General features: G+C 36.6%; 13 protein-coding genes. 11 read left to right on the top strand and 2 right to left on the bottom strand.

What is annotated here, in order from left to right; translation table 11 throughout:
• The first annotated feature begins 13 nt into the window (after positions 1 to 13).
• From ACZ41W_RS08300 to ACZ41W_RS08260, 9 genes are all read left to right on the top strand, one after another.
• Entirely contained in the window at positions 14 to 808 is a 795-nt protein-coding gene (locus ACZ41W_RS08300; protein ID WP_464311511.1) for an energy-coupling factor transporter transmembrane component T family protein, read from the top strand.
• 22 nt (positions 809 to 830) lie between these two features.
• Positions 831 to 1,652, top strand: coding sequence for a tRNA pseudouridine(38-40) synthase TruA (truA, locus tag ACZ41W_RS08295; protein ID WP_464311510.1), 822 nt, complete (start codon positions 831 to 833; stop codon positions 1,650 to 1,652).
• 155 nt (positions 1,653 to 1,807) lie between these two features.
• On the top strand, positions 1,808 to 2,242 hold the full coding sequence (gene rplM, locus ACZ41W_RS08290) for a 50S ribosomal protein L13 (RefSeq protein ID WP_464311509.1): 435 nt from the start codon (positions 1,808 to 1,810) through the stop codon (positions 2,240 to 2,242).
• A gap of 14 nt (positions 2,243 to 2,256) precedes the next feature.
• Positions 2,257 to 2,652 (top strand): 30S ribosomal protein S9, encoded by a 396-nt coding sequence (gene rpsI / locus ACZ41W_RS08285; RefSeq protein ID WP_464311508.1) that lies wholly within the window; start codon positions 2,257 to 2,259, stop codon positions 2,650 to 2,652.
• 340 nt (positions 2,653 to 2,992) lie between these two features.
• A complete protein-coding gene (locus tag ACZ41W_RS08280; protein WP_464311507.1) occupies positions 2,993 to 4,693 on the top strand; it encodes an ABC transporter ATP-binding protein in 1,701 nt (566 codons plus the stop codon).
• Positions 4,694 to 4,865: 172 nt separating this feature from the next.
• The gene (gene amrA, locus ACZ41W_RS08275) at positions 4,866 to 6,326 is read left to right on the top strand and encodes an AmmeMemoRadiSam system protein A (RefSeq protein ID WP_464311506.1); all 1,461 of its coding nucleotides are present in this window, start codon (positions 4,866 to 4,868) and stop codon (positions 6,324 to 6,326) included.
• A gap of 108 nt (positions 6,327 to 6,434) precedes the next feature.
• Positions 6,435 to 8,237, top strand: a complete 1,803-nt coding sequence (locus tag ACZ41W_RS08270) for a glycosyl hydrolase family 18 protein (RefSeq protein ID WP_464311505.1) — start codon at positions 6,435 to 6,437, stop codon at positions 8,235 to 8,237.
• Positions 8,238 to 8,249: 12 nt separating this feature from the next.
• Positions 8,250 to 8,489, top strand: coding sequence for a hypothetical protein (locus ACZ41W_RS08265; protein ID WP_464311504.1), 240 nt, complete (start codon positions 8,250 to 8,252; stop codon positions 8,487 to 8,489).
• 47 nt (positions 8,490 to 8,536) lie between these two features.
• The gene (locus ACZ41W_RS08260) at positions 8,537 to 10,213 is read left to right on the top strand and encodes an NAD(P)/FAD-dependent oxidoreductase (RefSeq protein WP_464311503.1); all 1,677 of its coding nucleotides are present in this window, start codon (positions 8,537 to 8,539) and stop codon (positions 10,211 to 10,213) included.
• A 41-nt stretch (positions 10,214 to 10,254) separates the two neighbouring features.
• On the opposite strand, the gene ACZ41W_RS08255 is transcribed toward ACZ41W_RS08260, so the two are convergent.
• Together ACZ41W_RS08255 and pyrB are read right to left on the bottom strand one after the other, a co-directional pair.
• Positions 10,255 to 10,683, bottom strand: coding sequence for an aspartate carbamoyltransferase regulatory subunit (locus tag ACZ41W_RS08255; RefSeq protein ID WP_464311502.1), 429 nt, complete (start codon positions 10,681 to 10,683; stop codon positions 10,255 to 10,257).
• Positions 10,670 to 11,599, bottom strand: coding sequence for an aspartate carbamoyltransferase (gene pyrB / locus ACZ41W_RS08250; protein WP_464311501.1), 930 nt, complete (start codon positions 11,597 to 11,599; stop codon positions 10,670 to 10,672). Before pyrB ends, ACZ41W_RS08255 begins: the two co-directional genes overlap by 14 nt.
• A 388-nt stretch (positions 11,600 to 11,987) precedes the next feature.
• Here pyrB and ACZ41W_RS08245 point away from each other — a divergent pair, with 388 nt between their 5' ends.
• Positions 11,988 to 13,253 (top strand): dihydroorotase, encoded by a 1,266-nt coding sequence (locus ACZ41W_RS08245; RefSeq protein WP_464311500.1) that lies wholly within the window; start codon positions 11,988 to 11,990, stop codon positions 13,251 to 13,253.
• A gap of 73 nt (positions 13,254 to 13,326) precedes the next feature.
• Complete coding sequence (gene pyrF, locus ACZ41W_RS08240) at positions 13,327 to 14,274, top strand: orotidine-5'-phosphate decarboxylase (protein ID WP_464311499.1); 948 nt, start codon at positions 13,327 to 13,329, stop codon at positions 14,272 to 14,274.
• The last annotated feature ends 7 nt before the right edge of the window (positions 14,275 to 14,281 follow it).

Raw genomic sequence — 14,281 nt, 5'->3', positions numbered from 1 at the left:
TAGGAGAAACAACATGCTTAGAGATATAACCATTGGACAATATTATAGTGTTCCATCTGTTGTTCATCGACTTGACCCAAGATTTAAAATAGTGGCATCATTATTATATTTGGTTTCATTATTCTTGATTAATCAAATGGTTGCGTATGTTGCAATTATAGCTTTTATAGCGATAGTGATTAAACTTTCGAAGGTTCCACTGAACTTTATTCTTAAGGGACTTAAACCAGTATTTATGTTGATTCTATTTGCATTTTTGATCAATGTTCTTTTAACTACTGGTTCTGGTGATCCGCTATTTCAACTTGGATTTGTAAAAGTGTATTGGGAAGGTTTAGAAAGAGCCGTTTTTATGGCATTTAGACTCATATTGCTTATTATCGGAACGTCCATTTTGACGTTAACGACTTCTCCAATTGAATTAACCGACGGAATTGAGTATTTACTGAATCCGTTTAAAAAAATTGGTTTACCAGCACATGAATTAGCAATGATGATGACCATTGCATTGAGATTCATACCTACGCTTTTAGAAGAAACAGATAAAATCATGAAAGCACAGATGGCACGTGGCGCTGATTTTGAAAGTGGTAACGTGATGAATCGCGCAAAGGCATTGATACCGCTGTTAGTTCCGTTATTTATCAGCGCATTTCGGCGAGCGGATGAACTTGCAATGGCGATGGAAGCGCGCTGCTATAGAGGCGGCGAAGGACGAACGCGTCTTAAAGTTTTAAAGTATGGTATGAGAGACTTATACGGAAGTTTGGTATTGGTGATATATTTAGTGATTTGTTGGATTTTATAGGTGTCATATGTGTACAGTTAAAATGATAGTCAAATATGACGGTAGTAAGTATCATGGTTGGCAACGTCAAAAAAACCAATCCAGTGTTCAAGGCACTATTGAAAAGGAATTGCGAAATATTTTAAATAGAGATATTAACATTGACGGATCTGGGAGAACGGATGCGGGTGTACATGCATTTGGACAGTGTTTCAGTTTTGAAGAAGAGCTGCCAATGACAGTAGAACAACTTCGATATGTTTTAAATCGATCTCTTCCAGATGATATTTTCATTATAAGCGTGCAAGAAGAATCGGATGCCTTTCATGCAAGGTATTCCGCAATCGCTAAAACGTATGAATATCATATTTTACTGGGGAAATCACGGGATCCTTTCAGAGCGCCTTATTGTTATTATTATCCCTATCCGATAGATCTGGACGCCATGAAACAGGCAATGACTGCTTTTATTGGAACGCATGATTTTAGGACTTTCATGGCAACAGGAAGCAACAAAGAAGATACTATAAGAACCATTTATCAGATGACATTGTCGCAAAGGGATGAGCTCTTGATCATCACCATGACGGGAGATGGATTCTTGTATAATATGGTGAGAATTATCATTGGAACATTATTACATGTAGGTAACGGAAAAATTGACTCACAGTTACTTTCTGAGATCATCATGAGCAAAAACCGTAATAGAGCAAGATTTACCGCTCCAGCGAATGGACTTTACTTACAACGCGTCTTTTATGATAAAACTGAGCTGAAAAACCATCTAGAGAATCATCAAGAGAATCATCTTGGGAGTTCGAAACAACCTGTTTTTTATGTGAACTCATACGACAATATACTTTAAAGATTGTTGTTGACACAGGGAGTGTTTTACTATAAAATAGATTGTGGTTTGTAGTGTAAATATTAACCTATAACACTACTAAGAAATGATAATCTAAAGATCCTGCCCCGGGTTTTTGAGATAAAACGGTGAAATATTTTTGAAGGAGGATTCAAATGAAGTCTTATGTTGCAAAACCACTTGAGATTGAAAGAAAGTGGTATGTAGTTGATGCAGATGGAAAGACATTAGGTCGTTTAGCTTCAGAAGTAGCTGCGATTTTAAGAGGAAAACATAAAACAATTTATACACCACACGTAGATTGCGGTGATTTCGTTATCGTTGTAAATGCAGAAAAAATCAGAGTAACAGGTAACAAAATGGATGCTAAGAAATACAGATGGCATACAGGTTACATCGGAAATTTAAAAGAGAGATCTTTTAGAGAAATGAACCAAAGACAACCTGAAAAAGTAATCGAACTTGCTGTTAAAGGCATGCTTCCACACAACTCTTTAGGTAGCCAAATGTACACTAAATTAAAAGTATACGCTGGTCCAGAGCACAAACACGAAGCTCAAAAACCAGAAGTTTTAGAAATCAAAGGATAAGGGAGGGATAACTCATGGCTAAGACGATTCAATATCAAGGTACTGGAAGAAGAAAAACTTCAATCGCTAGAGTTAGAGTACTTCCTGGTACAGGTAAATTCATCGTTAACGGTAGATCTGTTGATGAATATTTTAACTTCGAAACTTTAAGAAGAGAAGTTCAAAGACCTTTAGGTTTAACTAACACTGCTGGAAAATACGATGTTATCGTAAAAGTTGAAGGCGGCGGTTACACTGGTCAAGCTGGTGCAGTTAGACACGGTCTTTCAAGAGCTTTATTACAAGTAGATGCTTCTTACAGAGCGGTATTAAAAGCAGCTGGATTCTTAACAAGAGATTCTAGAATGAAAGAAAGAAAAAAATACGGTCTCAAAGCAGCAAGAAGAGCACCACAATTCTCAAAACGTTAATCCAAGTTTATTTATCAAACCTTATTCGATATGCATATCGGATAAGGTTTTTTTTATTGAACAAATTAAAGTTAAAATTATATTAAAATAGGTAAAGATGCCTTTTAATTGTGGCATATATAAGATATACTTTTTATGAAAGGTCTATATATGGTTTTAAAGTATAGTAGACGAATCTGAAAATAACCGAAGTAGGAGACAAAATGAAAATCAAAAACGGTAACTGCTCAGTACAGTTGATGTAACTGTTAGCAAATTGTGCTGAGCGAATTGAGTATCTGCTAGCAGATCAACTGTACAATCATATTGAATCAATTCAGAAAAATATGAGGAGTGCAGTATGCGTTATATAAAAGCAATCATAAAAGAAAATTTAGTCAGTGTTATCAGTTATTTGGGAATTGGGATACTAATTGCCTTTTTATCAAATGTTAAAATTCGAATGTTTCAGTTTGTCATTGATGGTTTATCCACTCAGACGTTAAAAATGACAACACTGATTGTATATGGTGTCATATTATTCTCAGTATACATTCTAAATTATTTAGATGAGTATCCTTCGAAAAAGTTGAAACATAACTTCTACTTAGGATTTAAACTATTATCATTAAAGAAAATTAGCCAGATGCAGTATGGTGATTATAAGCAACTAGGAACAGGAAAGCTCACACAAAAGATTGAAAATGGAGCATCTGCTGCAAGAGACATTATTTATGGATTTTGGTTAAATGTCCTACGAGATTTAGTTCCGATGATTGCATTTAGTGTCTATTTCATTTGGAAAATCAATCATACAATCACAGCATGGATTTTAATTGGATATATGATTGTATTCATCATTACCAATTTATTGCTCAAATTACTCTATCGATATAAAGAAAAAATTCTCAAGAATGAAGAAGCGATGAACCATTATCTTGTAAGAGGATTTATGGAAATGATTGTCTTTCGCCTTCATCGACAGTTTGATCAAGAAATTTTGAAAGCTTCAAAAGCAAAAGATCAAATTGTACATTCAAAAGTTAAAATGAACTTAATTCACGAAGCATTTTTCACCATTTTTGCACTGATTGTTGCAGCATTAAACATCACGATATTAGTATTCGCATGGTATGAATCAACGATTACAGTGGGAGAAGTGGTTGCGTTACTAGCTTTAATTGAGAATGCCTATACTCCTATCGCAATATTTAATGTGCAGTATGTACAGTACAAATTAGATCAAACTGCATTTAAACAGTTTACAGGTTTTTTAGATCTTCAAGAAGATCAACAACTTTTTCGCGGAACAAGTGTCACCTCGTTGGAAGGTGAGATTACCGTTGAAAACATGAGTTATTCATATGAGAATCAACCTGTACTTGAGTCGATTTCATTGGAGATAAAAGCAGGTGAACACGTGGCGTTAGTTGGTGAAAGTGGATCAGGAAAGACGACTTTCGTACAGTTGCTGATGGGTCTTTTAAAATACTCATCTGGAAGCATTCAGTTAGATGCGAAAGAGTTAAAGGATCTTTGTTTAAATGACTGTTATCAGTTTATTCATTACGTTCCTCAGAATTCCCCAGTTTTTGACGGTACCCTTCGAGAAAATATGTCATTTGGTCACTTAATTGAGGATGATCTGTTAAAACGTGCATTAGAAAAAGTTCAATTAGACGCAACCTGTATAAATCAGTTGGATCGTGAGCTTGGCGAACGGGGAATTTCTCTATCAGGTGGAGAAAGACAACGAGTGGCGCTCTCTAGATTGTGGTTATCGAAGCAACCAATCGTCATTCTAGATGAAGCAACTTCAGCGCTCGACAATGTAACGGAATTAAAAGTAATGGATGAAGTGCTGGAAGTAACAAAGAACCAGACTGTAATTGCAATTGCGCATCGGTTGAACAGCATCAAAAATTTTGATAAAATAGTTGTCTTTAAAAAAGGAAAGATAATCGACATTGGAACTTATTCAGAGTTGATGGATAATAGTCCTTACTTTAGACAACTTCATAAGGCTGGACTTCAGCACAATCAAAATACAGTGAACGAATAGATCCATATAGATTGAAAGTCCTTAAATTTATCATTTAAGGACTTTTATTGTTTGCGTTTAAGCGCTTATGTTGTTAATAGAGCACAATCCATTTTTTAATGGAAACGATGAATGCCACATTCGAATAAGGGTAAAAATCATAGATATAAGCATGTGACCAAAGGAGGATACAATGCCAATCTTAGCTGGTTATTTATTACCACACGCTCCAGTATTTATTGAGGAGATAGGCACTTGGCAATGCAACCAAGTGAAAAATACCATTCAAGCTTATCAAAAAATTAAAGACGAAATAATGACTTTGAAACCAGATACAATTGTGGTGATTTCACCGCATGGACCGATATTTACAGATGCAATTTCGCTTTACGACTTTACCCCATACAAAGGCAATCTAAGCGCATTCGGTTCTACTCAACCAGATGTATTCTATAAAAAAAATCAAATATTTCTAGAGCGACTAGCACAATTTTCTGACGAAAATGGCGGTTACTATTATAAAGTGGATCAAAAGCTTTTTCAAAAGTTTCAGTTTTCACCTACGCTGGATCATGGTGTGTTGGTACCGTTACATTTTTTACTGGAAAATGAATCTCCTATAAAAGTCGTTGCAATGAGTTATGGAAGTTTACCATATCTTGAACTATTGAAAAATGGTGCAATGATTCAATCTGTATCGGACAGCATGAATGAGAGGATTGTCGTGATTGCTAGTGGAGACATGTCACACGCGCTAAAGACAGATGGTCCATATGATTACAATGAAAATGGACCTTGGTTTGATCAACTGATGAAACAGAATATTGAAAATCAGAATCCTTATGATATATTTTTAGAATCAGCGAATAAAATCAATCGAGCATCTGAATGTGGATTAAGATCATATGCACTTATGCTGGGAAGTTTAAGCCGCTATGAGCTTGAGTCTGAAGTTTTAAGCTATGAAGGTCCATTCGGCGTTGGATATCTTGTCGCAAAACTGACGCCTAAAAGTCAAAACGTCTCAAATCATATAGAAGCAGATTCTATCAAACGTATTTATGATCGATTAAACGCTCAACTTGCAGAAACAAAAAAAAATGAACACCTATTTGTCCAAATTGCTCGAGAAGTCATTGAGTATTATATAAAAAATAGAAAACCACCTACTTGGGAATTAAAAGAAGATCACATTCTACTCAATGGAAAAACTTATAAAGGAAATAAAGAAATTAAGCAATTACATCAACCAAGAGGGACTTTTGTATCGATAAAAAAATATGGACTTCTTAGGGGCTGTATTGGAACCATTATGCCTACACGTTCAAACGCGCTCGAGGAAATCATCACCAATGCCATTTCAGCATGCTCAAGGGATTATAGGTTTGATTCGCTTGAAGTCAATGAATTAGCAGAAATCACCATTCAAGTGGATGTTCTATCTCCGCTTGAAGAGATTCAAGATATCTCAAAACTGGATCCACATAAGTATGGCGTCGTTGTATATAGTAAGGACAAAAAAGGGGTGCTATTACCAGATTTAGAGGGCATAGAAACTGTTGATGAGCAATTAAAGATATCCACAAATAAAGGTGGATTTACTGTGGATGAGATTGATATTATTGAACGATTTAGTGTGGAAAGATTTTCGTGAATCTGTGGACAAGCTGTGGATAATGTTGATAACTTTGAATATTATTGAAAAACAAAGCGCTTTGCATAAAAATTATCCACAAATTCATGTGAATAATAGGGAGGCAACATGAAAAAGACAGTACTGAGCTTATTGAGTGTCATATTGATTATCACAATCATGATTTCTGCTATCTTGGCAATTGATATTGAGTTAAATATTAAAATCAGACGAAAAGTAAATGCGCTATTAAGTCCATACACAATTATAGAACCCAATAATCGAGTGATTTATCTTTCAAATTATGAATCAGAAGATGATCCTAACGCAGATGAAGTTATTGAGCTTTACCGTGAAACTGGTCATCTTTTCATCCGATTTGATGCGCTCAATGACAGTGATACATCCTATCATTTTGATTCGAAAAACAAGCTCCTGAGTATTGTAAATGCCAACCAACATGTGTGTATTTCCGGTGATGGTACAACGACATTAAACAATCAACCACTACCTGACAAAATAACAATTCAACAAATAAACAACGAATGGTATCTTGATTTGATTGAGTTAAACCAAACGGAAGTAGGCAAAAAAATAGGCTTATACTGCTTAAATGAATCTAAAATTTCAACGAGTGCGATTATATTGAATCATTATGAAGCCTCTCAAAATCTGACACTCACAACAAAAACCTGGCTTTTTAATTCGGAGGCTGATTTAGAGTCCTATAGTCGCAATAAAGCCTCAGATACGTTTATATACAAGATCAAAAATGTGTTTTATAAAACGCCCATACTAGGTGAATTAAAGCCTTCTACTGTCTATGTGGGGACGATTAGCAATCAGTCGATACAAGTGGTAACTGAGACTGGGCAAGTCGGTTATATCGCCATCAAAGACGACCATAGCATCGAACAAATTGAAGGCGAACGTTCTGTAAAGCTTTCTTCACCCGCTGAAGAATATCCAGATTCAATCGTAATGACATGGGAAGCTGTTTACAGTACCAATCCAGATACGACTAATATTTCGAATATGCCTCATCTCGATGTCATTTCACCTACCTGGTATGAGTTAAGCGACAAAGATGGGAATATCAATAGCAAGGTGTCAGAAAACTATATTAAGTGGGCTCGAGAAAATCACTATAAGATTTGGGCGCTCGCTTCAAATGCATTTGATATTGAGCGTACTCATGAATTTTTAAATGACGCGAATGCTCGACAAAGATTTATTCAGGCACTTATAACGGAGATAAAAACATATGGGTATGATGGCATCAACATAGACTTTGAAAATGTCTATTTAGAGGATAAAGATGCGTTGTCACATTTTGTTCACGAACTATCAGTTTATTGTCATCTAGAAAATGTGATTGTATCAATGGACGTCACAGTAATGGGTGGAAGTGATAATTGGTCAAAATGTTATGATCATGAAAAACTGGGCAAAATTGTAGACTTTTTAATCGTAATGACATATGATGAATACTGGGCATCGAGTCCTAAAAGTGGTCCAGTTGCAAGCTATGACTGGGTGAAAGATCACATGGAAGCACTCGCAGACATTGTAGATCCTCAAAAATTGATTATGGGTTTACCGATGTACACAAGAGTCTGGAGAGAATATCCATCGTCAGAAAAGACAAATACGTATCAAACAAAGTCGACTGCTATTGGAATGGAAGCCCAAGCAAATCTCATTGAAAAGTATGAATTAACCCCTATTTGGGATGATCAAGACAAACTATATTATGCGACATTTTTTGAAGAAGATGCGCAAGTAAAAATTTGGATTGAAGATGCACAGACAATTGATGCAAAACTGGATATCATCAAAGAACTTGATTTGAGAGGTGCAGCAGCGTGGAGACGTGGCTTTGAAACACCTGATATTTGGTTGCTATATAATAAAATTAAGCAAAATAAATAACATGAGGCGAACATGAAACAAATGGGTTTAGTATTTAATACAAAAAAAATGATCCGATATTTTATCTTGTTATTAATTGGCTTTTCATTGGTTTTTTACGGTGTGATAAGTTTCTATGAAGATCAAAAGAAATTTGAACGCTCATTGACGGATGAACAAGTCATTCAGCGCGCTAAAGAACTAGGCATGGTTGAATTAAAAGAAAAAGTGGAGCCGACTGAAATAACCTCGGAAGAATCGGACGAGCATTAACCGAATCATTTGATAAAAATGAAAATGCATATAAAAAGGACTATGAAATGAAAATTAGAGTAACAGAAGTCAAATTCACATTAGATGAACCCGTTTTAAAAGAGACTTTTCTTAAAAAAGTGGCGAAAAAAACAGCGTTAAAAGAAACGGAAATACAGCATCTTGAAATCATACGAGAATCCATAGATGCACGTAAAGAAATCGTATTTTCTTATATTGTCGATATCGAAACAGATCGAGGAGATTGGTTACTAAAAAAGGGATTTTCAAAAGCACCCGAACCCTATTTTCCAGTTTCAATAAAGTATCAATCCCAGATAAATGCGACTTCATTGAAAAACGATGATCGCCCGGTCATTATCGGTTACGGACCAGGCGGGATTTTTGCAGCTTATGAACTTGCAACAGCAGGATTAAATCCCATAGTGATTGAGATGGGTGAACCTGTTGAAGATCGCCAGAAAACAGTTGAACATTTTTGGAATACAGGAACGTTGAATCCACAGTCGAATGTGCAATTTGGAGAAGGTGGCGCAGGGACTTTCTCAGATGGTAAATTGACAACGCGTATTAAGGATGAGAGAATTGAACGTGTTTTAGAGGTTTTAGTCGATTCAGGAGCGCCTGAAGACATTCGGTATCGCAATAAACCTCATATTGGAACCGATGTGCTAAGTCAAGTTGTAAAAAACATTCGAGTTAAAACTCAAGAACTTGGAGCAGAGATACACTTTAACACGCAAGCTATTGCATTTGAATCATTAGGGGACAATCATACAAAAGTAATTTGTCATGATGGAAAAACATTTTGTACGAAATCCTTAATTTTAGCAATTGGACATAGTTCTCGAAGTACCTTGATGCAATTAAAAATGATGAACATGGCACTTGAGAAAAAACCATTTGCAATGGGCGTTAGAATTGAACACCCACAACCATTAATTAATCTAAGTCAATTTGGTCCCAATTTTCAGCACCCAAGACTTGGTGCAGCCGAGTATAAAGTTACACATAGCACTAAAAACAACCGAAGTGTTTATTCCTTTTGCATGTGTCCAGGTGGAAAAGTCGTCGCTTCAGCCTCAGAAGAAAATCGATTGGTCGTCAATGGAATGAGTTATCATAGCAGAAGTTTGTCTAATGCGAATAGTGCCTTGTTGGTCAATATTCAACCGACGGATTTTGAAACCGAAGACGTTTTAGCGGGAATTGAGCTTCAACGAAAACTTGAAGAACGCGCTTATGCATTGGGAGGCGGGAACTATTCTGCACCTATTCAAAGTGTTGGAGACTTTAGGCAGTCCGTTGAAGCAAAAATGGGATATACTGCAGCACACCCCAATAGTCGTGATATAAAATCAAAAATTGCGAATTATGAAGAAATGTTTGAAGCCTATCAACCTACGTATGAACCTTCAGTGAAACACGCTGACTTAACAGAACTTTTTCCAAATTTTATGACGGAAGCCCTTTATGAAGCACTTGGAGCTTTTGGGAAAAAAATACCTGGATTTGATGATGAAAGGATTATTTTAACGGCAATCGAATCCAGAAGTTCATCGCCAGTTAGAATTATCCGAGATGCTGAAACGCTCGAATCTATTACGCATCCCGGTATTTATCCTTGTGGAGAAGGCGCAGGTTATGCAGGCGGAATCACATCTTCTGCAGTAGATGGAATTAAAATAGCAGAAAAAATCATTCTTAAATGCATAGCGTTATGATAAAAGAGAAAAAGACCTCCGCTAAATGGAGGTCTTTCTTATTAAAGTTTATAGACAGTAATTTCTTCGCAATAAGAGCATTCATACTCTAAGATGCCATTTGCTTTAACCAGTTTAAACTCAGGAATCGCATAATCATCTGAATGCGTAATACATCTTGGGTTATGACATTTAATACCACCTTTAATCGTCGTCGGTATAGTGGCTTTGACTTTGTCAAACAACTTGCCATCTTTTATGATGTTCACTGTAATTCTAGGATCAACAAGTCCCAATAAATCTAAATCGACATCAAACACATTTTCAATTTTAATAATGTCTTTGGTTCCTAAAAGTTCACTCTTCACATTCATCAACAGTACAGTGGGTTGCTCCAAATCGGCAAACAAGAGATTGAATATTTTTAAACCATTCCCTGCACTAATATGATCGATGACAACGCCGTTTTCTATTCCCTTAACCTCTAGCATATGGCCCCACCTCCAAAAGTTTTGTAATCAATGCCATTCGAACATAGACACCCATTTCAGATTGTTCAAAATAGACAGCTCTAGGATCTTCATCCACATCATAGGCAATTTCGTTGACACGTGGAAGTGGATGCATAATGATCATATCAGACTTTGCAGACTTCAGTTTATCTCGTGTCAGTTTAAAAGAATTCTTGAGTTTCAAGTAATCTGCTTCATTAAAAAAGCGTTCTTTCTGGATACGAGTCATATAGAAAATATCCACGGTATCAATGACGTCTTCCATATATCTCACTTCTACTAACTCTGCACCGTATTTCTCGATTAATTGTCTTTTAAGAGTATCCGGTAATTTCAATTCTTCAGGTGAAATAAGGGTGAATTTTTTCGTACCAAAGCGCGCGAGTGTTCGGATTAAAGAGTGAACAGTACGTCCGTATTTTAAGTCGCCGCAGAAGGCAACATTGTGACCACTTATGGATCCTTTGTATTTTTTTATTGTAATTAAATCGGTGAGTGTTTGCGTTGGATGTTGATGTCCACCATCTCCTCCGTTGATAACAGGAATGGAAGAGTATTGTGAAGCGAGTTTTGGCGCACCTTCTTTTGGGTGACGCATTACCAAAATATCTGCATAATATCCCATAACACGGATGGTATCCGCAAGACTTTCGCCCTTTTTAGTAGAGCTCGTTTCAGCATCTGCAAATCCAATCACGTTTCCGCCTAGACGCATCATCGCGCTATCAAAACTGAACTTTGTTCTCGTGCTCGGTTCGAAAAATAATGATGCGAGAATTTTTCCATCACAGAGTTTTGAGTAAGCTTTTGGATTGGCGTACATTTCTAATCCCGTATCTACAAGTGCTTCAATTTCTTCAAGTGTCAAATCTTCCGGTTCAATTAAATGTCTCATAAATCCTCCTTTTGATTTCTCTGAATCGTTTTAAAGTCTGGACATAAAAAATACCTCTACGGAGTCGTAAAGGCATACAGAATCAAACCACACAAGTGGAGTTGAACATCGTTTATTCAGCCTTCTCGACCTCTCGGATCAAGTTAAAGGTATTCTTTTATCTCGTCAATAATACCATACTCATTTTAGACAGTCAATAATAAATAAATCATATAATACCTTGACAGTGAAACAAAAGATGTGATAAATTGGAGAAAATAAAGAACCTTTAATCAGGTACGAGAGACCTGCAAGGTGAATGATGCGAACATGAGGTTATTCTACGTCTTAGCAGGAGCTAAGGCGTTTTTTTGTATCCGGAAACCTAAATTAGACTGGAGGCATATCAATGTTACTCATTAAAAATGGTTGCTTAGTAAATCCTAAAACGCATGTTCATGAGATAACCGACATACTCATCGAAAATGATAAAGTTGTAAAAATACAACCAAATCAGTCGTGTGAAGCAAATGATCAAGTCATCGATGCAAGTCATCTAATCGTCGCTCCAGGTTTTATCGACTTACATGTTCATTTAAGAGAACCCGGATTTGAGTATAAAGAAACCATTTATACAGGAACAAAAGCGTGTGCAAAAGGCGGTTATACAACTGTGATGTGCATGCCCAACACCAACCCCGTCATTGATTCAGTAGCGCATTACAGAAAACTTAAAAAAACCATTCAAGACGATGGAATTATTACGGTGCTTCCAGTCGCAGCAATAACTGTGGGAATTCGAGGGGAACACTTAACTGATCATGAAGCCTTGTTTCAAGAGGGTGCCATTGCACTGTCAGATGATGGAAGAACGACGATGAATGATACTTTTATAGAACGCGCATTTATAGCATCAAAAAAATGGAATCGCCCAATCATGACACATTCTGAGGATCATGAACTGACGAGTCAATTTCAGGATACGCCATATCCAGAAGTCGCAGAATCAAGTATTGTCAAACGTGATCTTGCACTATGCGAAAAAACTCAGGGAATTTTACATGTCTCACATTTAAGTACAAAAGAAGCAATCGACGCAATAAGAGAATACAAGGCAAGAGGTCTTGAAGTTACATGTGAAGCAGCACCTCATCACTTTGCACTTAGCACGGATATGGTGGATATTCAATCACCATATGCCAAAGTCAATCCTCCAATTCGAAGTGAAGCAGATAGAACGTATTTACTCAAAGCTTTCCAAGAAGGACTCATTGATGCCATTGCAACAGATCATGCACCACATGACAAAGAAAGCAAAGAAACATCATACAAAAATGCAAGCTTTGGCATCAGTGGAATTGAAAGTGCATTTAGCGTAAGCTATCAATCCCTTGTGGAATCTGGAGTGATATCGCTTGATCAATTGATTCAGCTACTAACAGAAAATCCAGCAAAAATTGCACGCTTAACAAAAGTTGGATCAATTGAAGAAGGATATGATGCGGATTTGACACTTATAGATATCAACAAGCAAGTTATTATACAATCAGAAACATTTGTTTCAAAAGGAAAAAATACGCCATTTGACGGATATCAAGGGAAGGGCGAAGTCATCATGACCATTCATAAAGGTCAAATCGTTTATAAAAAAGAGTCTAGCAAAGCGGATAAATAACAGTCTGCAGATAACTATACATCTGCAGATAAATATACATCTTCAGATAACTATAAATCTAATGAGGTGAAAGATGATTTGTGATCGCTTAATAAAGGAAATTATCAAGAAAAAGAGTCCAATTGTAGTGGGATTAGATCCGCGTTTAGAGGGAATACCAAGTGACATTTTGAAGGTGAATTTTGATTTGTACGGTGAAACTTTAAAAGGTGCAGCAGAAAGTATTTATGCGTTTAATGTAGGCATTATTGATGCGATTTGCGACTTGGTTCCTGCGGTAAAACCTCAAGTTGCGTTTTATGAGCAATATGGTGTCGAGGGCATGCAGGCGTATAAAAAAACTTGTGAGTACGCAAAAGCAAAAGGATTGATCGTCATCGCTGATGTTAAAAGAGGCGATATAGGTTCTACTTCAAAGGCTTACTCCATTGCACATCTTGGAAAAGTGAAAATAGGCGATAGTTTACACAGCGCATTTGAAGCGGACTATGCAACAGTCAATCCTTATCTCGGTGATGATTGCATGAAAGAATTTATGGAAGAAATTGTTCAATATGAAAAGGGAATTTTCGTTCTTGTAAAAACAAGCAATAAATCCTCAGGGCAACTTCAAGATCTCATTTGTGACTCGGAAAAATCTCAAGGCAAGCAGACGGTTTACGAAAAAGTTGCTGAAATAGTAAACCAATGGAATCAACAATACAAAGGAGAGACAGGCTATTCGCCAATCGGTGCAGTAGTGGGCGCAACTTATCCAGATGAACTTATAGCGTTGAGAAAACAAATGCCGCACACAATCCTCCTTGTACCTGGATACGGAGCACAAGGTGGTGGTGCTAAAGACGTCGTTCATGCGTTCAATTCAGATGGATTAGGGGCAATAATTAATTCGTCTAGAGGTATATTGTTTGCATATGAGGGCACGACAAAGCACTATCAAGAAGCTGCTAGAGAGGCAACAATTGAGATGCGAGATGCAATTAATCAGGAGCTCGAAAAGAATCAGAAAAGATATTGGTAAAGCCACA

It is taken from the genome of Fusibacter fontis (genome assembly GCF_055378735.1).
This window is presented reverse-complemented; position numbering and strand designations above follow the sequence as displayed.

Bases quoted from the DNA above. Each gene is read 5' to 3' on its own strand.
- ACZ41W_RS08300 (WP_464311511.1), top strand. From the start codon at position 14: ATGCTTAGAGATATAACCATTGGACAATATTATAGTGTTCCATCTGTT.
- truA (WP_464311510.1), top strand. From the start codon at position 831: ATGATAGTCAAATATGACGGTAGTAAGTATCATGGTTGGCAACGTCAA.
- rplM (WP_464311509.1), top strand. From the start codon at position 1,808: ATGAAGTCTTATGTTGCAAAACCACTTGAGATTGAAAGAAAGTGGTAT.
- rpsI (WP_464311508.1), top strand. From the start codon at position 2,257: ATGGCTAAGACGATTCAATATCAAGGTACTGGAAGAAGAAAAACTTCA.
- ACZ41W_RS08280 (WP_464311507.1), top strand. From the start codon at position 2,993: ATGCGTTATATAAAAGCAATCATAAAAGAAAATTTAGTCAGTGTTATC.
- amrA (WP_464311506.1), top strand. From the start codon at position 4,866: ATGCCAATCTTAGCTGGTTATTTATTACCACACGCTCCAGTATTTATT.
- ACZ41W_RS08270 (WP_464311505.1), top strand. From the start codon at position 6,435: ATGAAAAAGACAGTACTGAGCTTATTGAGTGTCATATTGATTATCACA.
- ACZ41W_RS08265 (WP_464311504.1), top strand. From the start codon at position 8,250: ATGAAACAAATGGGTTTAGTATTTAATACAAAAAAAATGATCCGATAT.
- ACZ41W_RS08260 (WP_464311503.1), top strand. From the start codon at position 8,537: ATGAAAATTAGAGTAACAGAAGTCAAATTCACATTAGATGAACCCGTT.
- ACZ41W_RS08255 (WP_464311502.1), bottom strand. From the start codon at position 10,683: ATGCTAGAGGTTAAGGGAATAGAAAACGGCGTTGTCATCGATCATATT.
- pyrB (WP_464311501.1), bottom strand. From the start codon at position 11,599: ATGAGACATTTAATTGAACCGGAAGATTTGACACTTGAAGAAATTGAA.
- ACZ41W_RS08245 (WP_464311500.1), top strand. From the start codon at position 11,988: ATGTTACTCATTAAAAATGGTTGCTTAGTAAATCCTAAAACGCATGTT.
- pyrF (WP_464311499.1), top strand. From the start codon at position 13,327: ATGATTTGTGATCGCTTAATAAAGGAAATTATCAAGAAAAAGAGTCCA.